Annotated in this window: 25 protein-coding genes; 11 read left to right on the top strand and 14 right to left on the bottom strand. The window is 64.0% G+C overall.

Translation table 11 applies throughout. The annotated features are described in order from the left end of the window. Window positions 1-64 precede the first annotated feature (64 nt). Entirely contained in the window at window positions 65-700 is a 636-nt protein-coding gene (locus AC1DIO_RS08360; RefSeq protein WP_476775122.1) for a pyridoxamine 5'-phosphate oxidase family protein, read from the top strand. Window positions 701-817: 117 nt separating this feature from the next. On the opposite strand, the gene AC1DIO_RS08365 is transcribed toward AC1DIO_RS08360, so the two are convergent. The 5 genes from AC1DIO_RS08365 to AC1DIO_RS08385 form a co-directional block, all read right to left on the bottom strand. Beyond that, window positions 818-1,816 carry an adenosine kinase gene (locus tag AC1DIO_RS08365; protein ID WP_441492030.1) on the bottom strand — a complete coding sequence of 333 codons (999 nt, stop codon included), beginning with the start codon at window positions 1,814-1,816 and terminating at the stop codon, window positions 818-820. Window positions 1,817-1,883: 67 nt separating this feature from the next. Next, on the bottom strand, window positions 1,884-2,258 hold the full coding sequence (locus AC1DIO_RS08370; RefSeq protein ID WP_113515708.1) for a helix-turn-helix domain-containing protein: 375 nt from the start codon (window positions 2,256-2,258) through the stop codon (window positions 1,884-1,886). Then, complete coding sequence (locus AC1DIO_RS08375) at window positions 2,255-2,812, bottom strand: Smr/MutS family protein (protein WP_441492031.1); 558 nt, start codon at window positions 2,810-2,812, stop codon at window positions 2,255-2,257. Before AC1DIO_RS08375 ends, AC1DIO_RS08370 begins: the two co-directional genes overlap by 4 nt. A 3-nt stretch (window positions 2,813-2,815) precedes the next feature. Beyond that, window positions 2,816-3,991 (bottom strand): murein transglycosylase A, encoded by a 1,176-nt coding sequence (gene mltA, locus AC1DIO_RS08380; protein WP_476767843.1) that lies wholly within the window; start codon window positions 3,989-3,991, stop codon window positions 2,816-2,818. Beyond that, on the bottom strand, window positions 3,988-4,719 hold the full coding sequence (locus tag AC1DIO_RS08385; protein WP_441505102.1) for a Tim44/TimA family putative adaptor protein: 732 nt from the start codon (window positions 4,717-4,719) through the stop codon (window positions 3,988-3,990). The genes mltA and AC1DIO_RS08385 overlap by 4 nt, the downstream gene beginning before the upstream one ends. 245 nt (window positions 4,720-4,964) lie before the next feature. On the opposite strand from AC1DIO_RS08385, the gene secB reads away from it, so the two are divergent. After that, on the top strand, window positions 4,965-5,462 hold the full coding sequence (secB, locus tag AC1DIO_RS08390; RefSeq protein WP_069878580.1) for a protein-export chaperone SecB: 498 nt from the start codon (window positions 4,965-4,967) through the stop codon (window positions 5,460-5,462). Window positions 5,463-5,645: 183 nt separating this feature from the next. After that, entirely contained in the window at window positions 5,646-6,386 is a 741-nt protein-coding gene (locus tag AC1DIO_RS08395) for a TerC family protein (RefSeq protein ID WP_476767844.1), read from the top strand. A 30-nt stretch (window positions 6,387-6,416) separates the two neighbouring features. Here the strand turns inward: AC1DIO_RS08395 and dnaQ are convergent, their stop codons facing one another. From dnaQ to AC1DIO_RS08420, 5 genes are read right to left on the bottom strand one after another with little or no spacing between them, the layout of a single operon-like run. After that, window positions 6,417-7,124, bottom strand: coding sequence for a DNA polymerase III subunit epsilon (gene dnaQ, locus AC1DIO_RS08400; protein ID WP_476775123.1), 708 nt, complete (start codon window positions 7,122-7,124; stop codon window positions 6,417-6,419). Then, window positions 7,117-7,743, bottom strand: coding sequence for a dephospho-CoA kinase (coaE, locus tag AC1DIO_RS08405; protein ID WP_476767846.1), 627 nt, complete (start codon window positions 7,741-7,743; stop codon window positions 7,117-7,119). Before coaE ends, dnaQ begins: the two co-directional genes overlap by 8 nt. A 15-nt stretch (window positions 7,744-7,758) precedes the next feature. Then, window positions 7,759-8,592, bottom strand: coding sequence for a shikimate dehydrogenase (locus AC1DIO_RS08410; RefSeq protein WP_476767847.1), 834 nt, complete (start codon window positions 8,590-8,592; stop codon window positions 7,759-7,761). Between the two features lie 18 nt (window positions 8,593-8,610). After that, entirely contained in the window at window positions 8,611-9,237 is a 627-nt protein-coding gene (locus AC1DIO_RS08415; protein WP_441505107.1) for a Maf family protein, read from the bottom strand. Then, window positions 9,234-10,064: a pyruvate, water dikinase regulatory protein gene (locus AC1DIO_RS08420; protein ID WP_441492038.1), complete on the bottom strand. Its 831-nt coding sequence runs from the start codon at window positions 10,062-10,064 to the stop codon at window positions 9,234-9,236. Before AC1DIO_RS08420 ends, AC1DIO_RS08415 begins: the two co-directional genes overlap by 4 nt. Before the next feature lie 458 nt (window positions 10,065-10,522). On the opposite strand from AC1DIO_RS08420, the gene hemE reads away from it, so the two are divergent. From hemE to rho, 3 genes are all read left to right on the top strand, one after another. Continuing rightward, window positions 10,523-11,554 (top strand): uroporphyrinogen decarboxylase, encoded by a 1,032-nt coding sequence (gene hemE, locus AC1DIO_RS08425; protein WP_476853317.1) that lies wholly within the window; start codon window positions 10,523-10,525, stop codon window positions 11,552-11,554. 13 nt (window positions 11,555-11,567) lie between these two features. Beyond that, a complete protein-coding gene (gene hemJ / locus AC1DIO_RS08430; protein WP_441492040.1) occupies window positions 11,568-11,993 on the top strand; it encodes a protoporphyrinogen oxidase HemJ in 426 nt (141 codons plus the stop codon). Between the two features lie 224 nt (window positions 11,994-12,217). Next, a complete protein-coding gene (gene rho, locus AC1DIO_RS08435) occupies window positions 12,218-13,483 on the top strand; it encodes a transcription termination factor Rho (RefSeq protein ID WP_069878589.1) in 1,266 nt (421 codons plus the stop codon). Window positions 13,484-13,593: 110 nt separating this feature from the next. Here rho and AC1DIO_RS08440 read toward each other — a convergent pair whose 3' ends face one another. After that, window positions 13,594-15,597 (bottom strand): thioredoxin domain-containing protein, encoded by a 2,004-nt coding sequence (locus tag AC1DIO_RS08440; RefSeq protein WP_476853318.1) that lies wholly within the window; start codon window positions 15,595-15,597, stop codon window positions 13,594-13,596. Between the two features lie 50 nt (window positions 15,598-15,647). Between AC1DIO_RS08440 and mnmE the strand changes: the two genes are divergently transcribed. The 5 genes from mnmE (at window position 15,648) to AC1DIO_RS08465 (ending at window position 21,340) form a co-directional block, all read left to right on the top strand. Further along, entirely contained in the window at window positions 15,648-16,964 is a 1,317-nt protein-coding gene (gene mnmE, locus AC1DIO_RS08445; RefSeq protein WP_476853319.1) for a tRNA uridine-5-carboxymethylaminomethyl(34) synthesis GTPase MnmE, read from the top strand. A gap of 92 nt (window positions 16,965-17,056) precedes the next feature. After that, window positions 17,057-18,946 carry a tRNA uridine-5-carboxymethylaminomethyl(34) synthesis enzyme MnmG gene (gene mnmG, locus AC1DIO_RS08450; RefSeq protein WP_476853320.1) on the top strand — a complete coding sequence of 630 codons (1,890 nt, stop codon included), beginning with the start codon at window positions 17,057-17,059 and terminating at the stop codon, window positions 18,944-18,946. Between the two features lie 3 nt (window positions 18,947-18,949). Next, a complete protein-coding gene (rsmG, locus tag AC1DIO_RS08455; protein ID WP_441492044.1) occupies window positions 18,950-19,597 on the top strand; it encodes a 16S rRNA (guanine(527)-N(7))-methyltransferase RsmG in 648 nt (215 codons plus the stop codon). Continuing rightward, window positions 19,594-20,427 carry a ParA family protein gene (locus tag AC1DIO_RS08460; protein ID WP_441505111.1) on the top strand — a complete coding sequence of 278 codons (834 nt, stop codon included), beginning with the start codon at window positions 19,594-19,596 and terminating at the stop codon, window positions 20,425-20,427. Before rsmG ends, AC1DIO_RS08460 begins: the two co-directional genes overlap by 4 nt. 34 nt (window positions 20,428-20,461) lie before the next feature. Then, complete coding sequence (locus AC1DIO_RS08465; RefSeq protein WP_476853321.1) at window positions 20,462-21,340, top strand: ParB/RepB/Spo0J family partition protein; 879 nt, start codon at window positions 20,462-20,464, stop codon at window positions 21,338-21,340. A gap of 22 nt (window positions 21,341-21,362) precedes the next feature. Here the strand turns inward: AC1DIO_RS08465 and holA are convergent, their stop codons facing one another. Genes holA through leuS form a run of 3 tightly spaced genes read right to left on the bottom strand, consistent with a single transcriptional unit; the run spans window position 21,363 to window position 25,587 of the window. Beyond that, a complete protein-coding gene (gene holA / locus AC1DIO_RS08470) occupies window positions 21,363-22,394 on the bottom strand; it encodes a DNA polymerase III subunit delta (RefSeq protein ID WP_441505112.1) in 1,032 nt (343 codons plus the stop codon). A 15-nt stretch (window positions 22,395-22,409) separates the two neighbouring features. After that, window positions 22,410-22,934, bottom strand: a complete 525-nt coding sequence (locus AC1DIO_RS08475; RefSeq protein WP_476853322.1) for a hypothetical protein — start codon at window positions 22,932-22,934, stop codon at window positions 22,410-22,412. 28 nt (window positions 22,935-22,962) lie between these two features. Next, complete coding sequence (gene leuS, locus AC1DIO_RS08480) at window positions 22,963-25,587, bottom strand: leucine--tRNA ligase (RefSeq protein ID WP_441492048.1); 2,625 nt, start codon at window positions 25,585-25,587, stop codon at window positions 22,963-22,965. Window positions 25,588-25,662 lie beyond the last annotated feature (75 nt).

Here is a 25,662-nt window from a genome sequence, read left to right on the forward strand (position 1 = left end):
CGAAGGGGCTGGCGCTCACGCCTGTCTCCCAATAGTCTAGACTTATTGGTTCTTGGAGATCGGCATGACCGACCACAGCATCACTTCGCTCGAGACGCTCGCCGCCCGGTATCCGAACCCCGTCGCGCCCGCCTCGGTCGCCAAGGAGATCGACCATGTCGACGAGAACTATGCTGCGCTGATCGCCGCCTCGCCCTTCATGGTGCTCGCGACCAACGGTCCGGAGGGCCTGGATTGTTCGCCGCGCGGGGATCTGCCGGGCTTTGTCACGGTCCGGGACGCGAAAACGCTCCTGATTCCAGACAGAAAAGGCAATAACCGTCTGGATTCATTAAGAAATATTCTGTTCGATCCGAGAATCGGAATGCTCTTCCTGGTCCCCGGATACAGCGAAACCCTGCGGGTGAACGGCACAGCGACGCTTTCGACCGACCCCGAGCTCTGCGCGCGCTTCGAGATGGCGGGAAAGCTGCCGGCCTGCGTGATCGTGGTCGATGTGGAACAAGTCTACTTCCAGTGCTCGCGCGCCGTGGTCCGGGCCGACCTTTGGAACCCGGCCAAACATGCCGACAGGCGTGAGTTGCCAAGCGCCGGACAGATCCTGCGTGACATCACTGCGCGGAACGAGGCGATCGAGACCTTTGACGGTGCTGCCTATGACAAGGCGCTGCCGGAGCGCGTGAAGGCGACGCTGTACTGAATCGTCGTGCGCGGCTGCACTGCCGGGCCGCCGCGTCTTGCGACGCGGCTCGTGAAAAGGCGTGCCATGATCGAGACCCGCCCGACCATGACACGCCGAACCTGAAACCCGATCAGGTCACAGCAAGCCGTTATCGCCCGCCAGCACCTTCAGGTTCACATCCGGCCTTGCACCGACATGGCTGATGATCTCGGCGGCGGCCAGCGCGCCGAGCCGCAGCGAGTCCCGCACCTCGCGGCCCGAGGTCAGGCCGAAGAGGAAGCCCGCGGCGAAGAGGTCGCCCGCGCCGGTTGAATCGACGATGCGCTCCACCGGGAAGACCGGTTCGGCGACGATGCCGTCAGGCGTCACCGCCAGAGCGCCCTTCTCCGAGCGCGTCACCGCCGCAATGATATTCTCCGCGCGCAACGCAGCGAGCGCGCTGTCGAAATCGCCGGTCTGGTAGAGGCTCTTCAGCTCGTGCTCATTGGCGAAGACGATATCGACCAGCCGGTTGCGGATCAGCCCGAGGAACTCGTCGCGATAACGATCCACGCAGAAGGAATCCGACAGGGTGATCGCGACACGGCCGCCAGCTGCATGGGCAAACTCCGAGGCCTTGCGGAAGGCTTCCTTGGCCGCCGGCGGATCCCAGAGATAGCCCTCGAGATAGATGATGTCGGCGTTCTGGACCGTATCCTTGTCGACATCCGCGACAGTGAGGCCCTGGCAGGCGCCGAGATAGGTGTTCATCGTGCGCTCGCCATCAGGCGTGACGAAGATGAAGGAACGGGCGGTCGCCGGACCATCGGCCGCGAAAGCCGTATCGAAGCTGACGCCCTGCGAGGTCAGGTCATGCCGGTAGAGCTTGCCGAGCTCGTCCTGCTTCACCTTGCCGATGAAGGCGCCCTTGCCGCCAAAGGAGGCAAGGCCCGCGATGGTGTTGGCGGCGGAACCACCCGAGATGACCTTGGCCGGGCCCATCGCCGCGTAGAGCGTCTCGGCACGGGGCTCGTCGATCAGCATCATCGCGCCCTTGGTCAGCTCATGCGCGACCAGAAAATCCTCTTCCGCGCGAGCGATGACATCGACGATGGCGTTGCCGAGCGCCAGGACATCATAACGGGCATTTTTCATGAAGGAGTTCCGTGGGTTGGCGAGGATGGGACGAATGATGGGCGTTTCGCATCAGGACCCGATGCGGTCAAGCACGGCCGCGCCGGCGACTGGCCTGGTCAAGCACGGCGCGCAGCGCGGCGAGTTCGTCGGGGCCGAGTTCGGCGATCTCAAGGGCAAGCCGGTTGGCGACCAGCGTCGCCTCCGGTGCCAGTCCCGCAGTATCGACCGTGATGCGGGGGTGGGAGAGCTCGGCGAGACGAACGAGTTCGTCAGCCTCGTCCCAGATCACGCCGAGCAAATGGATCACGCCCTGGATCAGCGCAAAGGTCGGCTGGCCGCGCTTGCCATGCTCAAGGGCCGAGAGATAGGCCGGCGTGACGCCCAGCGCCGCGGCCATTCCGGCCAGCGTCACGCCGCGAGCTGCGCGCAGCTCCCGAACGCGCTGGCCAAAGGGTGTCACGCGCCGCTCTCACGGTGCCGGCGCAGACGGATATAGAGCGCGCCGGCGCCGCCATGGCGCTGCTCGGCCTCCTCGAAGCCGACGACGAAAGGGCGCAGATCAGGTAGCCGCAGCCAGTGCGGCACGCTGCGGCGCAGGACGCCACGCTCTTCGCCGAAAATCGCATCGCCCGCGGCGCCCTTGCCCGTCACGACCAGCGCCAGCCTGGTGCCGCGCGCCTGCTCGCGGCGCAGAAAGGCACATAGCGCCGCATGAGCGGCATCCTGCCGCAGGCCGTGCAGGTCGATCACCGCCTCGACGGATTGGGTTCCGCGACGCAACTGGGTGCGCAGGCGGCGCTCGAGCGGCGCCAGCGGCGGCGGGGTGATCCTGGCCGGTTTGACGGCAACCACCAGAACAGGGGCGGCAGCCTCAGTTGGAGGTGGCGCCGGGGCCGCTGCAGGCTCCTCAGGCGGCGGTGCGGCGCGCCCCCGCAGTGGCGTCACCGAACGTGCAACCTGCCGCCACAGGGCAATCTCGGCCTCCGACAGGGTCTTCTCGCGACGGCGGCGCATTCCTCAGCGCGCCTCCGCCCGCGGCCAGAGCACCGTGAAGTCAAAGGAATGGCGGACCAGCCCGGCGCGATGACCCGCCGCCTGGCCGGAACCGACGAACAGGTCGACCCGCGACGGTCCGACGATGGCGGATCCCGTATCCTGCGCAATCATCAAGCGCGACAGCCGCTCCATGTCGCCGCTGCCGGTGGGAATTGTCGCATCGATCCAGGCCGGCAGTCCGTAGGGCCAGATGGCGCGGTCGACGGCGATGCTACGCAGCGGCGTCAGGGGCAAACCCGCACCACCGATCGGCCCCGACTCGGCCGGCAAGTCGTCCTTGCGGGCGAAGAAGACGAAGGAGCGGTTCAGGCGGATCAGGTCCCGGGCAAAACCGGCATCGGCCTTCAACCGAGCGACCAGCTTGTCCATAGTCATCTCGGCCGGCGGGATGTTCTCGCGCTCGCTGAGCACCCGGCCGAGTGAGGTATAGGCGTGGCCGTTGCGGCCGGAATAGACCAGCCGGACGACCCTGCCGTCCTGCAACCGAACCCGGCCGGAGCCCTGCACCTGCAACACGAAGCGGTCGACCGGATCGCGCAGCCAGGCGATTTCCAGGCCCTGCCCGTCGAGTGCGCCACTCTCGATCGCCGTCCGATCGGGATAGGGCTCTAGGCCCCGGGGAGTGCGGCGGGCGGCGGACAAGGCAGGTTCCAGCCCTGGCCAAGCGTCGCCTGCAAGGCGCGTCACCAGATCGGCAGGGCGGGCATAGAGCGGCGTTGGGAACTGGACGGAGGGGGTGAGCGAGCCTTCGAACTCCGGCTCGAAATAGCCGGTCATGAAGCCGCCCTCGGCGCCGCTCGGCCGGATGCGCCAGAAACTGAAACGCTCCTCGAAGAAGCGACGCGCCGCCGTCCGATCGACCGGCCCGCGAGCCGTCAGCCTGCCGGCTTCGGCGCAGACAGCGGTGAGCGCAGGGGGGATCGGGGCGCCTTGCCGAAGCGGGGGGTTGGCAGCGCAGCCAGCTGCGAAAATCGTCAGCGCAATGCGGTGATCGTCATCCGGCCATCCCGCTATTGCGCCGGGAGAGATGACCTCTGCGCGGGCGCCGGGCGGCAAGCTCGGACCGGCGGGCGCTTGTGTCATTGCAGCGGACAACATGGCGGCCACCAGCGCAATGCGCCCGAGGCCACGGGTCACGCGCCGGCTTCGGTCGCGACCAAAAGCCAATTCGGGTCGCGGCTGCCGAGCTGACGCGAGAAGGTCCAGATATCGTTGACCTCCGAAACCGCCTCGGCGCTGCCGTCGACCACGACGCCCTGTGCATCACGGACAACACTGATCAGCTGCGAAACGAATGCGATCGTCACCTGAGCGGTCTTGCCCTTGACGTCGACGGCGGTGATCTCGGCCTTGTCGATCGAGACGAAGGAGGATTCCGCCTTCTCGCCGCGCTTCTCGCGGTCGGTAATCGCCTGCTCGAAGCCATCATAGACTTCCTTGGCGAGGAGGCCCTTCAGGACCTTGCGGTCGCCGCGGGCGAAGGCGGTGACGATGGTCTCGTAAGCGGATTTCGCACCCTGCAGGAAACCCTTCGGGTCGAAATCCTGCTCCTGGCGAACGATGGCCTCGATGCCGGCAAGGATCGGCGAATCCGCAGGCGCAATGTCCTTCCAGCGCTCGGCCGCAGGAACGGCTGTCGCAGCGGGATCATTGGCTGCGCCCGGCAGGCGAATGACATTGTCGCGCTTGGCCTCGGGAGCGCCGGCCTGATCAGGTCGCATCGGCGGCGTCTCACGCCGCGCGAAGGGATCCTTTGGCGGCTGCTCGCTGCCGGTCTTCTGGCCAAGCACGGAGCGAAGCTTCCAGGCGACGAAAACGGCCAGAGCCAGGAAGACCAAAGTCGTCATGTCGAAGGAATTTTGCATCGAACGCTGATCCGGAACCCCAGTGACCGCCTCGCATCAACGGCGGCGGTCGGCCGGCCGCCGCATGCGATATGGTGATCAAGGCTCGTAACATCCACCCCCGAGCTTGTGAAGGCGGCTTCTTGTGCCTGAGGAAGCTCCATGATAGCCGACGCAAGCATTGCACCGGGGAGCGGTGCGCAGTCCCGGGCGCCGGCAAGGCGTGGGATTTCCCGATTAAAGCCTGCCAGACGATGATGGGACCGATGGCCAACGACATCCCCAACGGCAACGGCGCGAGCGAGGCGAACGCTCAGCCGAGCATGAATGCCCTGATCCAGTACACCAAGGACTTCTCCTTCGAGAATCCGAAGGCGCCCCGCGCCCTCGGCCAGCAGAACGAGCAGGGCCCGCAGATGTCCCTGCAGGTCAACGTCTCGACCACCGCGCTGTCGGAGACCGATTACGAGACCGTGCTCCAGCTCGAGGGCAAGGCCGTCCTGAACAACGAGACGCTGTTTGCGTTCGATCTCAGCTATGCTGGCGTGTTCCGGCTGCTGAACATCCCGCAGGAGCATATTCACCCCGTTCTGGTGATCGACTGCGCGCGGCTGCTGTTCCCGTTCGCCCGCCAGATCATCGCGGACGCGGTCCAGACCGGCGGCTTCCCGCCTTTCTATGTTCCGCAGATCGATTTCGCGATGCTGTATCAACAGCGCATGCAGGAGCTTCAGGCCCAGCAGCCGCAGGCGCCTAACGCCTGAGCGAGCCTGCCGCCTCCGCAAGCCGACGATATCGAAAGGGCCCTCGCGGGCCCTTTCTTGCATTTCAATCAATAATCGCGCGCATTTCGCAACGCCTTGCGCATCGGCAAGGCAAACTCCATCTCCCACATTCATTGAAGCGGGCGCCAATCCGGCGTCCGCATTTTGTTATGTGGAGACCCGATGGACCATCTGATGACGCTTGCTGCCGACCCCGCCGTATGGGCGGCTCTCGGGGCACTGATCGCCATGGAGGTTGTCCTCGGCATCGACAATCTGATCTTCATCTCGATCCTGACCAACAAGCTGCCTGAGGAGCAACGTTCGCTCGGCCGCAAGATCGGCATCGGGCTTGCCCTGTTCATGCGGCTCGCGCTGCTCGGTACCGTCGCCTTCATCGTGCAATTGACGGAGCCGATCGTCTCGCTCTTCGGCAAGGCCTTCTCCTGGCGCGATTTCATCCTGATCGCCGGCGGCCTTTTTCTGGTCTGGAAGGCGACGACCGAAATCCATCACAAGGTCGACGTCAATCACGGGCCCGATGTGTTCGACGGCGGCCGTGCGGCAACCGTGACCTTCGGCGCTGCGATCTTCCAGATCCTGCTGCTCGATCTGGTCTTCTCGATCGACAGCATCATCACGGCCGTCGGCATGACCGAGCATGTCCCGGTGATGATGATTGCGGTGATCGTCGCCGTGCTGGTGATGCTGCTGGCCGCCGACCCGCTGGCGAAGTTCATCGAAAAGAACCCGACGATCGTGATGCTGGCCCTCGGCTTCCTGCTGATGATCGGCGCCACGCTGATCGGCGAGGGTTTCGGCGCCCATATCCCGAAGGGCTACATCTACGCCGCCATGGCCTTCTCGGCGCTGATCGAGGGTCTCAACATGATGTCCCGGCGCGCCGATCGTAGCCGCGGCTGACCGACCCGAAGCTGAGCCGCCACAAGCGGCTCAGCTTTCCTTGGCCAGACCGAGATAGCCGCTCCAGAGCGGTGTCTTCAGGGTCAGGATGAAGCTCTCATGAGCGGCCATTGCCGCCTCGTCGAGGCAGGGGGCGAGCGGGCGCTGGCGCTGCGGCCGCTCGGAAAGATCGGCGAGACCGTTGCCGGGACCGGAAGCGCTGACCACGCCAAGTCCGAGATCGGCCTGTTTGCCGCCGATCAGCTCGATATAGACCTCGGCGAGAATCTCCGAATCGAGCAGCGCGCCGTGCTGGGTGCGCCTCGTATTGTCGATGCCGTAGCGCTGGCAGAGCGCATCGAGACTGTTCGAGGCTCCGGGATGCTTGCGTCGCGCCATCGCCAGCGTATCGACGACCAGCGATGGATCGATCGGGCCACGGCCGACACGCTTCATCTCCATGTTCAGGAAGCCGACGTCGAAGGACGCGTTGTGGATGACGAGCCGCGCGCCATCGATGAAGGCTGCAAACTCCTCGGCAATGGCCGCGAAGACGGGCTTGTCCGCCAGGAAGGCATCGGACAGTCCGTGGACCTTGAAGGCGCCTTCCGCCATCGCCCGCTCGGGGTTGATGTATTGATGGAAGGTACGGCCGGATGGGCAGTGATTGACCAGTTCGACGCAGCCGATTTCAACGACGCGATCGCCGCCATTGGCTTCGACGCCGGTCGTCTCGGTATCGAGAACGATCTCACGCATGCCTGGACGCCTTTTCTTGCCGGCTCCGGCCAGGACGGCCGGCCAATGCCTGGAGGATAGAGCGGACCTGCCTCTGTGCCACCAGCAAGCCATGCGAGGTGTCCACAAGGAAGTGAGCGTGCCGGCGCTTCTCGGCATCCGGCATCTGGCGCGCAAGGATCGCGTCCAGCTTCTCCGCCGTCATCTCCGGACGCGCCAAAACGCGGGCGCGCTGCACTTCGGCTGATGCCGTGATCACGACGACGGCGTCACAGCGATACCCTCCTCCAACCTCAAGCAGGAGCGGCACATCGAGGACCCCGATATCGCTCCCCGCTGCAATGCAGTTCTTGATGAAAGCGATCTCCTCCTCCCGCACCAGAGGATGAATGATCGCCTCCAGCGCGCGCAGGGCTTCGGGCTTGCCCACAACCATCGAGGAGAGTCGGGCACGATCCACGGCCCCATTTACTACAGTCTCCGGAAAGGCTGCCGCGATCGGTGCGACCGCCCTGCCCCGGTAGAGCGCATGGACGGTGGCATCGGCATCATGGACAGGCACGCCGTGGGCCCGGAACATCTCCGAGGTGGTCGACTTTCCCATGCCGATCGAGCCGGTCAGTCCCAGGATGAAGGTCATGCGGCACCCAGCGAATCAGGCGCCCAGGATATCGGCTTCGAGCCGGGCCCGCAGCGCCGGCGTGACCTTCGGGGTCACACCGAACCAGCGCGCGAAACCGGGGGCGGCCTGATGCAGCAGCATGCCGAGGCCATCGACCGGAACACCGCCGCGACGTTCCGCCTCTTCGAGCAGGGGCGTCCGCAACGGCACGTACACGATGTCGTCAACGATCGTGCCGGGGCGGAGCCTGGTGAGATCGAGATCGAGCGGCGGCTTGCCGTTCATCCCAAGCGCCGTCGTGTTGACGATCAGATCGGCCGATTCGACCAGCTCATGACGCCTTGACCAGTCTCGCGCCTCGACCGGAGCTCCAAGTGCCCGGGCAAGTTCCATGGCTCGGTCCGCGCTGCGGTTGACGAGGATGATCCGCTCGAGGCCGCGCGCCTTCAGTCCAAAACCGATCGCCCGCGCCGCGCCGCCCGAGCCAAGAATGAGAGCCGTTGCGACCCGCTCGCTCCAGCCGGGAACGCTGGCGTCGAGATGGGCGAGGAAGCCGGCAGCATCGGTGTTGTCGCCGAACAGGCGACCATCGTCACGCCAGATCGTATTCACCGCACCCATCGCGCGGGCGACGGGGCTGAGTTCATCGACCAGCAGCAGCGACGCCTCCTTGTGGGGAACTGTGACGTTGCCGCCCACGAATTCGCCGCTCCGCACCCGGGCCATGAACGACGAGAGTGCAGCCGGTGCGACATCGATGCGTTCATAGGATCCATCGAGCCCATGCTCGGCGATCCAGCTGCCGTGAATGAGCGGCGAGCGTGAATGGGCGATCGGGTGACCGATGACGAAACAGCGACGGGTCATGGAATTCAGATGTCCGGATCAATCGACGAGAGCGCCCTGCTCGCGCAGGGCCTCGAGTACGGCAAGGAGCGGGAGGCCGAGAATGGTGAAATGGTCGCCCTCGACGGCAGCGAAGAGCTGGGAACCAAGGCCCTCGAGCTGGTAGCCGCCAACGCTGGTCAGGATCGCCGGGCCAGCAAGTTCGACATAGGTCGCGATGAAATCGAGCTCGAGCCGCCGCATCGTCAGTCGTGCGGTCTGCCCGCCTTCAGCCAGGATCTCGCCGTCGCGCGCCAGCACAAAGGCGGAATGAAGCTCATGCGTGCGCCCAGCCAATGTCGCGATCTGCGCGGCGGCGCCAGGGAGATTCTCGGGCTTGTGAAAGATCTGGCCCTCGCAGGTCAACGTCTGGTCGGCGCCGAGCACGAAGCGGCCGGGCTTCATCACGGAGACATGCAGCGCCTTCGCGCAGGCAAGCGCGGTCGCGATCGCCTCGCCTTCGACACCCTGTGCGAGGAGCGGCGCCTCGGCGGCTCGCTCGTCGATGTCGGGCTTCAGGGTGTCCACCGGGATCCCGGCTGCGCGCAGCATCCCAGCCCGGGTCGTACTGCCGGAAGCAAGCAGCAGCGGCGCCGCTGCACGCCAGAGAGAGGGCCTCTTCGTCATGTCGCGATGAACTTCATGCGATGGTCGCGCAGCAGGTCGAGGATCGCTGCCGCCGTCTCCTCGATCGAGCGCCGGGTGACATCGATCACCGGCCAACCCCTGCGGGCGCAAAGCTTGCGCGACTGCGCGATCTCGTCGGCCACGGCTGTAGGGTCGACATAGGGCGTCTCATCATCCGCCTTCATCGAGAGCAACCGGTTCTGTCGAATCTGGACGATGCGCTCAGCGCTGGCGACCAGCCCGACGATCAACGGCTTTCTCAGCCGTTCAAGTTCGACCGGCAAAGGCACATGGGGGACCAGCGGTACGTTGGCGGTCTTGATACCGCGATTGGCGAGATAGATGCTGGTCGGTGTCTTCGAGGTTCGGCTGATGCCGACGAGGATGATATCCGCGCTTTCCAGATCGCCTCCAAGCTGCCCGTCATCATGCATCAGCGTGTAGTTCATCGCGTCGATGCGGCGGAAATATTCGGCGTTGAGGACATGCTGCGCGCCCGGCCGCGGCGACCCCGCCTGGCCGAGATAGGACTGGAACAGGGACAGCACCGGGTTCAGCACCGACAGACAGGGGCAGCCGAGCTCCTGGCAGAATTTCTCGAGCCGCTCGGCCCATTCCGCTTCGACGAGCGTGTAGAGCACGACCCCGGGCGAGGATTCGATCTCCGCCAGGACCCGGGCAAGCTGCGCCTCGGAGCGGACCAGCGGATAGACATGCTCGATGGCCGAGACCGATTCATATTGGGCGGCGGCGGCCCGGCTGACCGCAATCAGGGTCTCGCCGGTGGCATCGGACACCAGATGCAAATGAAAATAGTTGCGCGCCACGTGGGCTCCCGGGGCTTAACGAAGTTGCAACCTCTAGCGCGCCATATCGGCAATGCAAATTGTCGTCCTGGACCGGGACCCCCAGCGCTGACCGCGATGAGGGGTCACGCTGGTCATGGGGACTGCTGTGGACAACCGTACATCCGAGCGGAGCGCGGGACCGCGACTGTATAACTCCCTCTTTCCATCAACAGGCTGGCCCCTGGGGACACGTGGAGCGATGTTTCACGTGAATCATTTTAACGATCGGCAGCCCCGGCCGCGATTCTGATTTCTTACTAATCAGTTAAGACGCCCCACCCCCCGGGCGATTCCACCCTGCGACATCGGCTCGCCCTGTGGACCGGTTGTGGACAAAGTTGGGCCGGGCTATTTGCCCCTGACCAAGAGTCAAAACAAAAGAATATCTCTCTAAGATTCTTTTAAGATTCAGACCTGAACGGCTGACCGGAGTGGGCATGGCGAACGAAGATCCGGTTTTCCTGCGGAGCCTTTCGGGCGAGGTGATGGCAAGGCCGCCGATCTGGCTGATGCGCCAGGCCGGACGCTATCTGCCGGAGTACCGCGAGGTCCGGGCCAAGGCAGGTGGCTTTCTCGAGCTCTGCTACAATCCGGCCTTTGCTACCGAAGTGACCCTTCAGCCAATCCGCCGTTTCGGTTTCGATGCAGCGATCCTGTTCTGCGACATCCTCGTCGTGCCGCATGCGCTTGGCCAGAAGCTCTGGTTCGTCCAGGGCGAAGGTCCGCGGTTGGAGCCCGTGGGCGATGCGAAGAGGCTAGGCGAGATCMACGAGGAGATCGACCAGGACGTGCTGGCGCCGGTCTACGAAACGGTTGGCAAGGTCAAGGCTGCCCTGCCAGGCAACACCGCCTTCATCGGCTTCTGCGGGGCGCCTTGGACGGTCGCGACCTACATGGTGGCTGGGCGGGGCACGCCGGATCAGGGTCCCGCGAAGGAACTCTTCACACGAGACCCGGAGCTGTTCGCCCGGCTGATCGACCGGATCGTGATGGCGTCCATCGCTCATCTCAACGCTCAGCTCGATGGCGGCGTCGATGCGGTGCAGATTTTCGACAGCTGGGCTGGCTCGCTTGGCGAAGATGATTTCATGCGTTGGTGCATTGCGCCGACCAAGCGGATCGTCGACGGAGTGCGGGCGCGTCATCCCAAGGCAAAGGTCATCGGCTTTCCCCGGGGGGCCGGCCGCCTGATTCCGAGCTATGTCAAAGCGACCGGGGTTGATGCTGTCGGGCTCGAGACGGACATCGATCGCGAATTTGCGCGGACGCAGATCCAGTCGCTGGCGCCGATCCAGGGTCACCTTGACCCGCAACTTCTCCGGGCAGGTGGTACCGAGCTGGAACGGGAGGTCGCCGCGATCCGTACCTCCTTCGGCGCCGGTCCCTTCGTCTTCAATCTCGGGCATGGCATCCTGCCGGATACGCCGATCGCTCATGTCGAACGCTTGATTGCGGCCGTCAGGTCATGATGAGGATGCAGTGATGCTGATCGACTGGATCAAGGCTTTTCACGTGATGGCGGTCATCTCCTGGATGGCCGGCATGCTCTATTTGCCCAGGCTGATGGTTTATCACGCGGAGGCGCAGACCGGCTCGGTGCAGTCCGAAACCTTCAAGATCATGGAACGCCGGCTCCTCAAGGGCATCATCAATCCGGCGATGATCGTGACCTGGGTGCTGGGTCTGTACCTCGCCTGGGCGATCTATGGCTTCAAGGGTGGCTGGCTGCACGGCAAGATTCTGCTCGTGGTCATCCTCTCCGCCATCCATGGCATCCTGGTCGGACGGGTCAGGGCCTTTGCCGAAGATCGCAACGACAAGTCGGCGCGCTATTACCGGATCATCAACGAAGTGCCGGCACTGCTGATGGTCGGAATCGTGATCCTGGTCGTCGTCAAACCGTTCTGAGCGACGCCGACGTTTCCGGCTTGAGAGTCCACGGGAAACCAGCTATCAAGCGCAACGCGACTTTTTGCGTCCTCCCTGTTGTCGATGGTTCGTGAGCTGGCTGCCGGTGCAGACGCTCATGGTGCGCATCCCCTGCGCACTGGTCCTTCCAGGCCCTGTCGAGCCCTCCACTGAGTCCCTGACCTCCGCCATTCGTGTGGGGGCGTTTACGATCCGGGTGCCCCATGCGGGAAATCAAGCTTCACGAACTCAAGGTCAAATCGCCGACCGAGCTTCTTGCCTTCGCCGAAGGCATGGAGGTCGAGAACGCCAGCACGATGCGCAAGCAGGAGCTGATGTTCGCCATCCTCAAGCAGTTGGCCGCCAAGGAAACCGAGATTCTCGGCGAGGGCGTGGTCGAGGTGCTGCAGGACGGGTTCGGCTTCCTGCGCTCCTCCGACTCGAACTATCTGCCGGGTCCCGACGACATCTACGTTTCGCCGTCGCAGATCCGCAAGTTCGGCCTGCGCACGGGTGATACGGTTGAAGGGCCAATCCGTGGACCCAAGGATGGCGAGCGCTATTTTGCGCTGCTCAAGGTCAACACGATCAATTTTGAGGACCCGGAGAAGATCCGGCACAAGATCCATTTCGACAACCTGACGCCGCTGTATCCGGACGAGCGTCTGCGGCTGGAAGTTCAGGATCCGACCAAGAAGGACTTCTCGCCCCGCGTCATCGACATCGTCGCTCCGATCGGCAAAGGCCAGCGCGCCCTGATCGTGGCGCCGCCGCGCACCGGTAAGACGGTTCTGCTGCAGAACATCGCGCAGTCGATCACCAACAATCATCCCGAGTGCTATCTGATCGTGCTGCTGATCGACGAGCGGCCCGAGGAAGTCACCGACATGCAGCGTTCGGTGAAGGGTGAGGTTGTGTCCTCGACCTTCGACGAGCCGGCCACGCGCCACGTCCAGGTCGCGGAGATGGTCATCGAGAAGGCCAAGCGCCTGGTGGAGCATGGCCGCGATGTCGTGATCCTGCTCGACTCGATTACGCGCCTCGGCCGTGCCTACAACACCGTGGTCCCCTCTTCCGGCAAGGTGCTGACCGGTGGTGTCGATGCCAACGCGCTGCAGCGGCCGAAGCGCTTCTTCGGCGCGGCCCGCAATATCGAGGAAGGCGGCTCGCTGACCATCGTCGCGACTGCGTTGATCGATACCGGCAGCCGCATGGACGAAGTCATCTTCGAAGAGTTCAAGGGCACCGGTAACTCGGAAATCGTGCTTGACCGCAAGGTGGCCGACAAGCGCATCTTCCCGGCGATCGACATCCTGAAGTCGGGCACCCGCAAGGAAGAGCTGATCACGCCGAAGGATGTGCTGCAGAAGACCTATGTGCTGCGCCGCATCCTGAATCCAATGGGACCGCAGGATGCGATCGAGTTCCTGATCGACAAGCTGCGGCAGACCAAGCAGAACTCCGAGTTCTTCGACTCGATGAACACCTGATCGGATCGGGAATCGCGACGCCGCACGAAGCTGCAGCGTCGGAGATCCAATACTTTCAGCGAGGCGGATCGGCAGTCATGCCGACCCGCCTTTCTTGTTTGGATCCGGGGTCACCGGCCAGCAGAAACGGCATCCTGCAATTGATTCGGATCCGTTACGGGAGGCAGGCAACGCCCGGCGAAACAGATGAAGGCGACACCGCTGCCTGCAAGACGCGCCATGGAAGCGGCTGGGTGGTCCGATGGTAGCGCGCTGGGATCGGGGCAGTCGACGATCATCGTCGTCGTGTAGGGCAATGCCAGCGCAGCCGCGCGAAGACGTTCGCGTTCGGGTCCAGCCAGGATGATCTCGATGCCGTGCCGCGCCAGATGATAAGCATTGAGTACGGAGCCATGGGCGACCGGCGCGCGCTCGGCAGCGGCCAATGCTGCTGCGAGAAACCGTTCGGCCTGGGCCCTATCGGTCGGGGCTCCGCTCTTGGCCGCCAGACGAAGCAGGTTCCCTGCATGCACGCCATTAGCGTTCGGGACTGCGTCGTCGTGAGTCGGCCTCGGTACGACCGGAAGAACGGCGCTATCGCGTTGAGTCATACCAAGTAGACTCGTATCGACGTGGCGGTAGTACCGCCAGAGATGGGCGGACCAGCGCAGGGCGTGGTCAAGGAAATGCCGTTCCGATGTGGCGTCGTGGAGTGCCAGGGCCGCTTCGATCATCGCCGCGTGATCGAGGGCAAAGCCCGGGGTGATCAACCGGCCCGCGCGGTAGGAGTGAGCGAGGCCGTCGCCATGCTTCATTGATTCGGCGACGAAATGGTAGGCTCGCCGAGCAAGGGCCAGCCAGGCGGGCTCCGCGAGTAGACCGGAGGCTCGCACGAGCGCCGCGATCATCAGCCCATTCCAGTCGGCCAGGATTTTGTCGTCGCGGGCCGGAGGAACCCGGCGAGCGCGCAACGCCAGGAGATCCCGCCGGATGTTGGCCAATTGCTGCTCGAATGCCGGATCCGGATCGGGCGTGTCGAGCCGGTTGAGGATTGTGACGCCTTCCCAGTTGCCATGGGCGGTGACGTCATAGTGCCGGGCGAAGAGTTCTGCGTCGGCTGGCGTGAGATGGCTGGCCAGCTCCGATGCAGTCCAGACATAGAATTTGCCTTCGACCCCCTCGGAATCGGCATCGAGGCTGGAGGCGAAAGCGCCCTCCTGTAGCAGCATGTCCCGCTCAAGCCAGGTGACGATGCCCTGGGCCGCGCTGTGCGCCAGTGGATTGCCGCTGCGCTTCGCCTCGAGCGCATAGAGCCCGAGTAGCTGGGCATTGTCATAAAGCATCTTCTCGAAATGCGGCACGAGCCAGCGCTCGTCGACCGAGTATCGGGCGAAGCCGCCGCCGAGGTGATCGTGAATGCCGCCACGCGCCATGCGTTCCAGGGTGCGGGTCGCCGGCAGGAGTGTGGTCGCGTTCCCAGTGCGGCTGCCGTGACGCCAGAGCAGCTCGATCAGGCCAGGATTGGGGAATTTTGGTGCGCCGCGCAGCCCGCCATGCTGCGGATCGAAGGATTGGGCGATCTCGCTGGCGATCTGGTCGAGGTCAGGTTTGTATCGGGCTTCCGGGCTTGCTGCAGCCTCACTCTGCTCGAGTGCAGCCTTGATCGCGGCGGCATTGCGCGCGACCCGCTCGGGCTCTTTTGCGTGGACGGCCGCGATCTGCTGCAGCACCTGGCTGAAGGAGGGCCGTCCATAGCGCGCCGTTGGCGGAAAATAGGTGCCGCCCCAGAATGGCTGACGGTCGGCGGTGAGGAACATGGTCAGCGGCCAGCCCCCCTGTTCGCCCAGGCTGTGCAGCGCGTTCATGTAGACCTGATCGATATCGGGTCGCTCCTCCCGGTCGACCTTGATGTTGACGAAGCGCGCGTTCATCAGCGCCGCGGTTGCCAAGTCCTCAAAGCTCTCATGGGCCATGACATGGCACCAGTGGCAGGCGGCATAGCCGACCGAGAGCAGGACCGGGCGACCGCTTGACTTTGCCTCGGCAAAGGCTTCCTCGCTCCATTCCCACCAATGGACGGGGTTGTCCTTGTGCTGCAGGAGATAGGGGCTGGCGGCGGCCCCGAGACGATTCATCGACGGATCTCCCAGGCGGATCAGCGTCGCAACGGAAAGATGTGCTGCCTATGACGACCGGACAGGATTACCCAACGATTGTGGCGCTATCGTCGGCCAATGGCCGCGCCGGGGTGGCTGTCCTGCGGGTGTCCGGGCCGCAAGTTCGATTCGTCCTCGAAACAATTTCGGGCGTTATCCCCAACCCGCGGCATGCGGTGCTTCGACACCTGCGCCACCCCGTCTCCCACGAGGTGATCGATTCGGCTCTGGTCCTGTTCTTCCCGGGACCAKCGAGCTTCACCGGCGAGGATGTCGCCGAGTTCCATGTCCATGGTTCGCGTGCGGTGATGGCGGCCCTGCTCTCGGCATTGACCGGGCTACCAGGGCTTCGATTGGCGGAGGCCGGCGAATTCACCCGGCGGGCCTTTGAGGCKGGAAAGCTGGATCTTGCAGCGGTCGAGGGCCTGGCTGACCTGATCGATTCGGAGACGGAATGGCAGCGTCGACAGGCGCTCCGGCAGATGGAGGGAGCGCTTGGTCATGCGGCCGGGCTGTGGCGAGATCAGTTGATCGGCGCCATGTCGCTGTTGGAGGCCGAGATCGATTTCTCGGATGAAGGCGATGTTTCCGGAGCGCTTGTGGAGAACGCCATTGTGTCCGTCACGGACGTGCTGACGAGCCTGCGCGATGCCCTTGGATCGTTTCGGATGGGCGAGCGCGTTCGTGAGGGATTTGTCGTCGTGCTGGCGGGACCGCCCAATGCGGGAAAGTCGAGTCTGCTGAACGCCCTCGCCCGCCGCGACGTGGCGATCGTCTCGCCGCAACCTGGTACGACCCGCGACATGATTGAGGTCCGGCTTGATCTCGCCGGTTTCCCGGTGACGTTGATCGATACGGCGGGTTTGCGCGAGAGTGTCGATCCGATCGAGGCAGAGGGTGTCCGCCGGGCGACGGCTCTGGCCGAGAAGGCGGATCTGGTGCTGAGACTTCGTGCAGTCGATTCGTCTCCGAACCGAGCGTCCGTTGAACCGCAGGATCTGATGGTTGCCACCAAGTGCGACTTGCCCGGGCAAGTTGGCGCCGGTGAACTGGCGGTCTCCGTGCAAAGCGGTGTCGGACTCGATACGCTGTTGAGGAGCGTTTCGGAGCGGCTCGGTGCGCTGACCAATCCAGAGCCCGCATTGCTGACCCGCGAGCGACAGCGCGTAGCGGTTACGGACGCGGTGGCGGCTCTGCAGCGGGCAGCGGGTTCCGGGCACGGACAGGTCGAGCTGCTGGCTGAAGACATCAGGATCGCCGTGCGCGCGCTCGAACGGCTCGTGGGGCGGATCGACGTCGAGGATGTGCTGGACCGGCTGTTTGCAGGCTTCTGCATCGGAAAGTAGAGAACCCGCTGCGCGGCGTTTCACGTGAAACCTTCAGCTGAGAGATCACAAGAATCTTGACCCTCGGCACGGGGTTGGCTAGCGACATGCGCATGTCCCATTCCATTGCCACAGATCGCTATGACGTCATCGTCGTAGGTGGCGGCCATGCCGGCGCCGAGGCGGCGGCCGCTGCTGCGCGTCTTGGCGCGCGCACGGCGCTGTTGACCCATCAGCGCGAGACGATTGGTGTGATGTCCTGCAATCCTGCGATCGGCGGATTGGGCAAGGGCCATCTGGTGCGTGAGATCGATGCGCTCGACGGTATCATGGCCCGCGCAGCTGACCGTGCTGGCATCCAGTTCCGGATGCTGAACCGCCGCAAGGGCCCGGCCGTTCGCGGCCCGCGCGCGCAGGCAGACCGGAAACTCTATCGGAGTGCGGTTCAGGATTTGCTCGCCGAGCTTGAGCATCTCGAGATCGTGGTCGGTGAGGCCTTTGACCTCGATATAGTGAATGGCGCGGTTCAAGGCGTCATTCTGTCCGACGGGCGTCGATTCGCTTGCGGAACGGTTGTCCTGACGACTGGTACCTTTCTGCGTGGATTGATCCATATCGGCGAGAAGACAATTCCGGCAGGACGCGTTGGGGAAGCCCCGTCGCTTGGTCTATCGGCCACGCTGGAGCGTCACGCGCTTCCGCTTGGTCGCCTCAAGACGGGTACGCCACCACGGCTGGATGGGCGCACGATCGCCTGGTCCACGCTGGAGATGCAAGCCGGCGACGAGCCGCCGGAGCCGTTCTCCGCGCTGACCGATGCGATCACGACGCCTCAGATTTCCTGCGGCATTACCCGCACTACGCTGGCTTCGCACGAACTGATCCGCGCCAACCTCCATCGGGCGCCGATGTTTTCGGGCCAGATCGAGGGCCGAGGACCACGCTACTGCCCATCGATCGAGGATAAGGTCGGCCGGTTCGGGGATCGCGACGGCCACCAGATCTTTCTGGAGCCGGAGGGGCTCGATGATCCCACCGTCTATCCCAACGGTATCTCGACCTCCTTGCCGGAAGATGTGCAGCTCGGCTTGCTGAAGACGATTCCTGGGCTTGAAGATGCAGCCATGCTGCGTCCTGGCTATGCGATCGAGTATGATTTCGTCGATCCGCGCGCCTTGAAGAACTCGCTCGAAACGCGCGCGATCGCCGGTCTGTTTCTCGCGGGCCAGATCAACGGAACGACCGGTTATGAGGAGGCGGCTGCCCAGGGGCTCTTTGCGGGCCTCAATGCGGCGCGGCGTGCCGGTGGTGCAGAGCCGATCGCGATGGATCGGACGACCTCCTATATCGGCGTACTGGTTGATGACCTCGTGACGCGTGGGGTGACAGAGCCATATCGGATGTTCACGTCGCGTGCAGAGTTCCGGCTGTCATTGCGTGTCGATAACGCCGACGAGCGGCTGACCCCGTTGGGTATCGAGCTCGGCTTGGTCGGAGGCGAGCGTGAACGCCGGTTTCAGGCCAAGGCCGCGCAAATCGACGGTTTGCGGGTGCAATTGAAGAACCTCCGGCTGACACCGCAACAGGCCGACCAGGTCGGCCTGCAATTGAACCGCGATGGCGTGCGTCGGAGCGTTTATCAACTCCTCTCTTATCCAGACATCAGCTTCGAGCAGCTGGCAGCGATTTGGCCGGAGCTCAACGCCCACCCGGCCTCCGTTGCGTCGCGCGTTACTGCGGATGCGACTTATGCTGTCTATCTCGACCGACAGGCTGCCGAGATCGGGGCCTATCAGCGTGACCAAGCTCTGGAGGTCCCGGCCGATCTCGACCTTGATGGTATTTCCGGGCTCTCGAATGAATTGAGAGCGAAGCTGTCGCAGCAGCGCCCGGCCAATCTCGCGCAAGCATCACGGATCGAAGGCATGACTCCTGCTGCACTGACCTTACTGGCGGCCCATGCGCGGCGGGATCGCAAGCGCGCGACGCAAACGGCGGCCTGAGTCGTGGCTGTTGACAATGATGACCGCGCCCGCGCTCTGCGCTTGACTCCTGTTTCACGTGAAACACAGGAGCGGCTCGCGCTGCTGGTCGCAGAGCTGGTCAAGTGGCAAAATGCGAAGAACCTGGTCTCTTCGACGACGCTTTCGGATGTCTGGACGCGGCACGTCGCTGATTCGCTCCAGCTCTTCGCATTGGCGCCTGACGCCAGAACCTGGCTCGATCTCGGCTCAGGCGGTGGATTTCCCGGACTTGTGATCGGGATCTGTCTTGCCGAACAGGGGCAAGGCCGAATCCATCTGGTCGAGAGCAATGCGCGCAAATGCGCCTTTTTGCGCCACGCGGCCCGGGTGACCGGTGCGCCTGTGACGGTTCATGCCTCGCGGATCGAGGATATCGTTGGGGAGTTCACAGAAAAAGTCGACGTCGTGACGGCCCGGGCGCTCGCACCGCTCCCGATTCTGCTAGGATGGTGCAAGGAGTTGTTGAGAACCGGGACACTTGGGCTCTTTCCCAAGGGACAATATCTAGATGCTGAATTGACCGAAGCGTCTAAATATTGGAAGATTCAGGCCTCGACAGTTGTCTCCGTGACAGATCCGGCAGCTCGCATTCTGTTGATTCGCGAGGCCGAGCAGCGGGCTGATACATGACCGATCTGACTCCCATTACCCTTCCCCCCCGCCGGCCACGTGTGCTGGTGCTCGCCAATCAGAAGGGCGGCGTCGGCAAGACGACGACGGCCATCAATCTCGGCACGGCGCTCGCCGCGATCGGTGAGAAGGTGATGATCGTCGATCTCGATCCGCAGGGGAATGCCTCGACCGGGCTCGGCGTTGACCGGAAGAGCCGGCAATCCTCGACCTATGATGTGCTCTGCGGCGATATCGGCCTTGGTCAGGCGCTGCAGGAAACCGCTGTACCTGGTTTGTTCATCGCGCCGTCGACGCTCGATCTGCTTGGTGTCGAGCTCGAGATCGCCAGTGCCAAGGATCGCACCCAGCGCCTCAAGAAGGCGATCGACGAAATTTCCGACGATCAGCGCTGTGCGGACCTGACCTATATTCTGATCGACTGCCCGCCTTCGCTCAGCCTGATCACCATCAATGCGATGACGGCAGCCGACGCCGTGCTTGTGCCGCTGCAATGCGAGTTCTTCGCGCTGGAGGGCCTCAGCCAGCTGCTCAAGACGGTCGAGCAGGTTCGCAATGGGCTCAATCCGCGCCTGATCATTCAGGGCGTGGTCCTGACCATGTTCGACCCGCGCAACAATCTCTCCGGTCAGGTCATGGCCGACGTTCGCGAGTTTTTGGGCGACAAGGTCTATGAGACCGTGATCCCGCGCAATGTCCGGGTTTCGGAAGCCCCGTCCTACGGCAAGCCCGCCCTGCTCTACGATCTCCGCTGTGCCGGCTCGCAGGCCTATTTGCGGCTGGCATCCGAAGTCATCAGGCGGGAGCGTGCGCTGCGCGCCGCTGCCTGAACTCATTTCGTATTTAGTATCAAGAGGTTGAATTATGGCCGAGGAACAGGGACGTTCACGTCTTGGCCGGGGTCTCGCCGCTCTGATTGGAGATGTCGGCGACGAGATCGGAGCGCTCGAGCGTGCCAGAGGCCAGCGTCGGGTTCCAGTCGAGTTCCTGCGGCCGAGCGCGCGGAATCCGCGGCGCAGTTTCGCGGATGACGAGCTCGAGGATCTGACGGCTTCCGTGCGCGAGCGCGGGATCCTGCAGCCGATCATCGTGCGCCCGCTCAAGGGCATGGCCKACGCCTATGAGATCATCGCCGGCGAACGGCGTTGGCGTGCCGCGCAGCGCGCCGGCCTGCATGAGGTTCCCGTCATCCAGGTCGAGGCTGACGACCGCGAGGCGCTGGAAATCGCCATCGTCGAGAACGTCCAGCGCAGCGACCTGAACGCGATCGAAGAGGCCGCCGGGTACGAGCGCCTGATTGCCGAATTCAGCTATACCCAGAACGATCTGGCCCGCGTCATCGGCAAGAGCCGAAGCCATGTCGCGAATACGCTGCGCCTTTCAAAACTGCCGGAGCCTGTCCGGCGGATGGTGGCTGAGGGCGCCGTTTCGGCGGGCCACGCGCGCGCGCTGCTCTCGGTCGCGGATCCTGAGCTGATGGCGCGCAAGATCGTCGATGAGGGCCTCAGCGTCCGCGACATCGAACGGTTGGTGCAGGAAGAGGCGCGGGGTGAGAGCAGGAGCTCCCCTGGCAAGCCGAAACTCGACAAGGATCCGGACACCCGCGCGTTGGAAAAGGCGCTCGAGGAGGTTCTCGGGCTATCAGTGTCGATCCAGCACCGTCCGAGCGGCGGAGGCGACATGAAGATCGGCTACAAGACGCTCGATCAGCTCGATGCCCTGTGTCGGCGCCTGAAAGCCTGATCAGGCCCCTTGCGCTTACTCGCTAGGAACCGCGCCCGCCGCTCTGTGCCAGCCGGGCGAGGGTCCAAAGGGTGCGTGCAGCGGTTGGACGGGCGAGTTCGCCATCGCGCCTGACCGCAAGAGTTGCGGTTCCCAGAATGCCGACCGCTTCGGTGAGCTTCTGCACGGACCATACGTTCAACGCCGCTTCAGCGGCCGCCATGCGGGGAAAGGGCAGCCGCATGCTGGAGACCGCGTCCCGGGCGCTGCGGCCGCCATCGACGCTCTGACGGGCTTTCAGCAGCGTCAGGGCGTGGCGTAGCAAGCCGCCAAGCATCACCCCGGAATCGAGGCCTTCGCTCGACAGCTTCGCGAGCGCCAGATCGAGCACGGCCAGACGGCCGGCGAAGACCGCATCGACGAGCGCAGCCTGCTCGCGTTGTGCCGTATCGCCGACGACCGCCTCGATATGCGCTTCGGTGACGGCTGGATCTGCGCCAACATAGAGCAGAAGCTTTTCGATCTCGCGGCGCGATGTCTGGCGATCGCCGCCCAATAGCCCGGACAGCTGTTCGCGCGTGGTGCGGTCGATCGATTTGCCGGCAGCCCGGACCATTTCATCGATGATACTACCAAGATCGCGCGCCGCATCGCCGTAGCAGGGCACGGCGAGGGCCGTTCGTGCCTTCTCACAGGCCTGGCGCAGGGGATTGGTGCGTTGGAGATCACCCGCTTCGACGATGACGATCGCGTCCTGCGATGGCGTTGACAGCAGCGGCTCGACCGCCGCGAGCAGCAGCTTCGATGTCGGTGACACGCGAATGGCACGCCGGCCGCCGAACAGGCCGATCGTATTGGCTTCGTCTACCAGCTTGAGGGGATCGGCAGCGACATCATCGCCATCCATGCGAATGAGCTGGAAGGCATCGTTGATATCGTCGACGCTGGCGCGTGCGAGCGCTGTCGCCCGCTCGGAGACAAGGCCGGAATCGGGTCCATAGATCAGGATGAGGCGCCAGGCCGGGTCCAGCTTGGTCAGGGCCCGGTCGGCCTCATGCGCCTTGATGGCGACCATTGCCTGTCGTCCGGCTCAGCCGCCGACGAGATCGGCGGCGATCTGCCCTTGGATCAGGGTTGCCAGCGACTTGCCGGCTCGAATCTGGGCATCTCGTGCTGCGCGGACCGTGGAAAAACGCTGCTGGGAGCGTTCATAGGGCGCGCGCGTTATGGTCGTGCCGGAGGATACGACCTCTCCTGTACCTTCCCGGACGAGCGACCAGGTGGCTGTCGCGACGAGAACGGCGGAGTCGGCGCGGCCACTGACGTAGTCGACGGTGACKACTTCGATCGATTCCCGGATCGAGGCCTGGAGCTTCAGGCGCTTCGGACCAGTGGCCTCTCCGGCTCCGCCGCCGTCGAGTTCGAAGACGAGTTCGTTCCGCAGGTAATGCCCGACCAGGCCCTTGATCTCGGGGACCTCGATATTCCTGAGCGCCGCCTTGACGCTGCCGCCGACGGTGCTGGTGGTATTCTCGGCATAGAGCGGGCGCAGGCACCCACCAGCAAGCGCGGCGGCGCCGAGTGCGGCGGCCAGCATGAGGCGGCGGGTAGGCACACCGCKACCAGGTCGGCAGCGGTGCGAATCAGACGACGACATTCACAATTCTCCCCGGCACCACGATGATCTTCCGGATCGGGCGATCGTCCAGGGCTTTGATGACGGCCTGGGATGACCGAACGATGGCTTCGACGGAGACCGTATCCGCATCGGCCGGCACGGTCACCTCTGCGCGCTTCTTGCCGTTGATCTGGACCGGCAGCGTGACGCTGTCGTCACGGAGCAGTTCGGCGTCAGCCACCGGCCAGGAGGCTTCGCCAACGAGGCCGGGTTGGCCGAGCGCGTGCCAGCACTCCTCGGCAAGATGCGGCATCATCGGCGCGACAAGCTGCGTGACGATGGCGGCCGCCTCGTGCAGCGCAAACGCCATATCGCTGGCAAGCGCGGGATCCTCGGCAGCTCCGTCGAGCGCCTTCGCGATGGCGTTTGTCAGCGTGTAGATATGAGCGACGCACCGGTTGAAGCCGAGGCGCTCGATATCGGCGCCGACGGCGTGCAGGGCACGATGGCTGGCCTTGCGCAAGGTGAGGGCCGCCTCACCGAATTCCGCGGCAGCACCCGCTGAATTGCCGGTCCGCTCGGCGATCTCGCCGATCAGCCGCCATAGGCGCTGCACGAAGCGGGCTGCGCCCTGAACGCCTTCGTCCGTCCAGATCACATCGCGATCCGGTGGCGAGTCCGAAAGCATGAACCAGCGGGCGGTGTCGGCGCCGTAGGAGGCGATGATGTCGTCGGGGTCGACCACATTCTTCTTCGACTTCGACATCTTCTCGATGGAGCCGATCTCGATTGGCGCCCCGGTCTCGACATGGAAGCCACGACGCTCGCTGCCATTGGCCTCGATACGGACATCGCCGGGCTCGACCCAGGTTCCATCCTCGGCTCGGTAGGTCTCATGGACCACCATGCCCTGGGTGAAGAGGCCAGCAAAAGGCTCGTCCAACCCGGCATGGCCGGTTGCCTTCATCGCGCGGGTGAAGAAGCGCGAATAGAGCAGGTGCAGGATCGCATGCTCGACGCCGCCGATATACTGGTCAACGGGAAGGAAGCGGTCGACGACCTTGCGATCGGTCGGGCTCTCGGTGCGCCAGGGATCGGTGAAACGGGCAAAATACCACGAGGAATCGACGAAGGTATCCATCGTGTCGGTTTCACGACGGGCCGGCTTGCCGCAATTGGGGCAGGCGACATGCTTCCAGCTCGGATGATGGTCGAGCGGGTTGCCGGGCTTCTCGAAGGAGACGTCATCCGGCAGCTTGACCGGCAGGTCGGCATCCGGGACCGGCACGGTACCGCAATCGGCACAGTGGATGATCGGGATCGGGCAGCCCCAGTAGCGCTGGCGCGAGATGCCCCAATCGCGCAGACGGAAATTCACCTTGCGCGTGCCAACGGGCTGATTGCCGCGTGTCTCGCTCTCCAGCCGGCGGGCCACCTCTTCTTTCGCTTCCGGAATGGTCATGCCATCCAGGAAACGCGAATTGATCATGCGGCCATCCTCGACATAGGCCGTGTCCGTGATGACGAAGCTTTCGGGGTCGACACCCTCGGGGCAGACGACCGGGGTGTTGCCGAGCCCGTATTTGTTGACGAAGTCGAGGTCGCGCTGGTCATGGGCCGGGCAGCCGAAAATGGCACCGGTGCCGTATTCCATGAGGATGAAGTTCGCGACATAGACCGGCAAAGTCCATGATGGATCAAAGGGATGGACCGCGCGCAGGCCGGTATCGAAGCCGAGCTTCTCGGCCTTGTCGATCGCTTCCTGCGCCGTGCCGGTGCGCTTGCACTCCTCGATGAAGGCCTGCAGTTCCGGGTTCCTGGCTGCGGCGGCCTTGGCCAGCGGGTGATCGGGCGCGATCGCCATGAACTTCGCGCCGAACAGCGTGTCCGGGCGTGTCGTATAGATCTCCAAGTCGGATTGGCCGAAGGCATTCGATTCGAGTGCGAAACGAATCAGCAGCCCTTCCGAGCGGCCGATCCAGTTCTTCTGCATCAGCCGCACCTTCTCCGGCCAGCGCGTCAGCCCTTCCAGGGCGTCATGCAGCTCCTGACCGTAATCGGTGATCTTGAAGAACCACTGGGTCAGCTCGCGAATCTCGACGAGAGCGCCGGAGCGCCAGCCACGGCCGTCGATGACCTGCTCATTGGCGAGCACGGTCTCGTCGACTGGATCCCAGTTGACCTTGGCGGTCTTGCGATCGACCAGCCCGGACTTGAGGAAGTCCAGGAACATCTTCTGCTGGTGGCGATAATAGCTCGGGTCGCAGGTAGCGAGTTCGCGGCTCCAATCCAGCGACAGCCCCATCGACTGGAGCTGCGTGCGCATCGTCGCGATGTTGGCGTAGGTCCATTCGCGCGGATGGATCTTGTTGGCCTTGGCAGCGTTCTCGGCCGGCAGGCCGAACGCATCCCAGCCCATCGGGTGGAGAACGGAAAAGCCCTTGGCTCGCTTGTAGCGCGCAACGACGTCGCCCATCGCATAGTTGCGAACATGGCCCATATGGATGCGCCCCGACGGATAGGGGAACATCTCGAGCACGTAGTAGCTCGGGCGCGTATCGTCATTGCGTGTCTCGAAGAGCTTGCGCTCATTCCAGACCTGACGCCATTTCGGCTCGGATTCCTTGGGATTGTAACGTTCGACGGCCATGATGCGCGGGCAATTCTTGGATAAGCGGAGCCTGCCGGCCGCTCCCTAGGAAATCGCTGGGCGCTTTCAGAGGAA

Source organism: Allobosea sp. 05T439 (genome assembly GCF_056396005.1).